Genomic DNA, 1,872 nt, shown 5'->3' on the forward strand with positions numbered 1-1,872 from the left:
TAAAAAATTTTGCCGTTCCTATCCGGCACATGAGGTATGTCGGATAGGTCGGGCGGTTAGGTGTCGGGCAGTTCTACCTTGCCGACAAAAGAATAATAGATTTCGATTTCCTGTCTGCGTAACTTGCCCCGGCGTTTCCCGTCAAGGGCAACGCTTTCATGGACAACGATTTTCTCCACAAACTCCCGCAGCAGAGTAGGGGTAAGTTCTTCAATGGTAGTGTGCCTGCGTACCACATTCATAAACTTTTCAGCGTTTGCGGTGGCTTCCTGCGCTTTGGAAAGTTCTTCCCGCAGTCTGGCGGCACGTTCTTTCAGTTCTTTCTGCTCGGCTTCATAGTCTGCCGACAGCTCTGTGAAACGCTCGTCCGATATGCGCCCGGTTACGCTGTCCTCATACAGCCGCTTGAAGATAGCAGATAACTCGGCTATGCGTTTCTCGGCGGCTTCCAGCTCCTTTTTCTTGGCGGCGTTCCTGCGTCTGTCCCCGTCCTCATTCTGCTCGATTAAAAGCTTCATAAACCGGGCTTCATGCTTTGCCGCATAGCTGGTAACTTTCCGCAGATTGGAGAGTACGCCAGCGGTCAAGAGGTCAGTGCGGATAAAGTGCGCTGTGCAGTCGGCGGTGCGTTTCTTGTAGCTTCCGCAGATATAACAGTCCTGCTTGCGCTTGTCCGTCTGGTATCGCTGCTGGTACATGACGCTGCCGCAGTCGGCACAAAAGAGTATGCCGGAGAACAAGCCCACTTCGTCATAACGGTTGGGGCGTTTGCGCTGCTTGCGTAACTCCTGCACCCGTTCCCACGTTTCCCGGTCAATGATAGGCTCATGGTGGTTCTCAAAAACCGCCTGCTTTTCCGGGGGATTTTCTATGCTGTGTTTCAGCTTGTAGGACGGCTTCTCGGTCTTAAAGTTTACCAGACAGCCCGTATATTCCCGGTTTTCCAGCAGATGAACCACGGTATTGGTCGCCCACTTGCACTCATAGCCGGGGTGGTAGCGGCGGGTGCTGCCCGTCCTGCGGTATTCCAGCGTCCCCGGCGTGGGGATTTGCTGCTCTGTGAGCATACGGGCTATCTTGGTCGGACCGTTCCCGGCAAGGCAAAGGCTGTAAATCTGCCGTACCACCGGGGCGGCTTCCTCGTCAATGATAAAGTTTTCGTCCTCGTCCATGAGGTAGCCATAGACGGGCTTGCTTGTGATGGGCTTTCCGCTCATGCCCTTAGAGCGTTTTACTGCCTTGATTTTCTTGCTCGTATCTCTCACCAGCCATTCGTTAAAAATGTTCCGCAGCGGGGCAAAATCATTTTCCCCCTGTGCGCTGTCCACTCCGTCATTGATAGCGATGAAGCGGACACCTTTCTGTGGGAAAATCATTTCTGTGTACATTCCCACCTGTAAGTAGTTTCGCCCTAACCTCGACATATCCTTGACGATAACTGTCCCGACTTTCCCTGCTTCAATGTCTGCAAGCATGGCTTGAAATCCGGGTCTTTGAAAGTTCGCACCGGAATAACCGTCGTCGGTGTACCAGCGCAGATTAGAAAATCCATTCTGTTTGGCATAGGTTTCCAAAATCCTCTTTTGGTTGGAAATGGAATTGCTCTCGCCTTGCAGCTCGTCCTCATGGGACAGTCTTGGGTAAAGGGCGGTAATGAGTTGCTGGGTGGTCTGTCTTAACATAAATTCCTCCGTTTCCGACAGCCAGCCCCACTATTCCGTACCTTGATTGTACCACATGGGGCGGCTGTCTGTATAGCGGCAAAAGCGTCAAATCTGCTTCTTTACGGTCGGTAAAAATGACGGTTTTTCAATCAGGCTTATCACAGGTCAAATATCCGGCGGCGGCTTCTGCTTCCAGCACTTTCATCAT

1 protein-coding gene is annotated in these 1,872 nt (G+C 52.0%); it reads right to left on the reverse strand.

Annotated features, from left to right (window positions below):
• Positions 1–56: 56 nt before the first annotated feature.
• On the reverse strand, positions 57–1,682 hold the full coding sequence (locus tag DXD12_RS14990; RefSeq protein WP_002594230.1) for a recombinase family protein: 1,626 nt from the start codon (positions 1,680–1,682) through the stop codon (positions 57–59).
• Positions 1,683–1,872: the final 190 nt, after the last annotated feature.

Source organism: Clostridium sp. TF11-13AC (genome assembly GCF_003481065.1).
Lineage (GTDB): Bacteria > Bacillota > Clostridia > Lachnospirales > Lachnospiraceae > Otoolea > Otoolea fessa.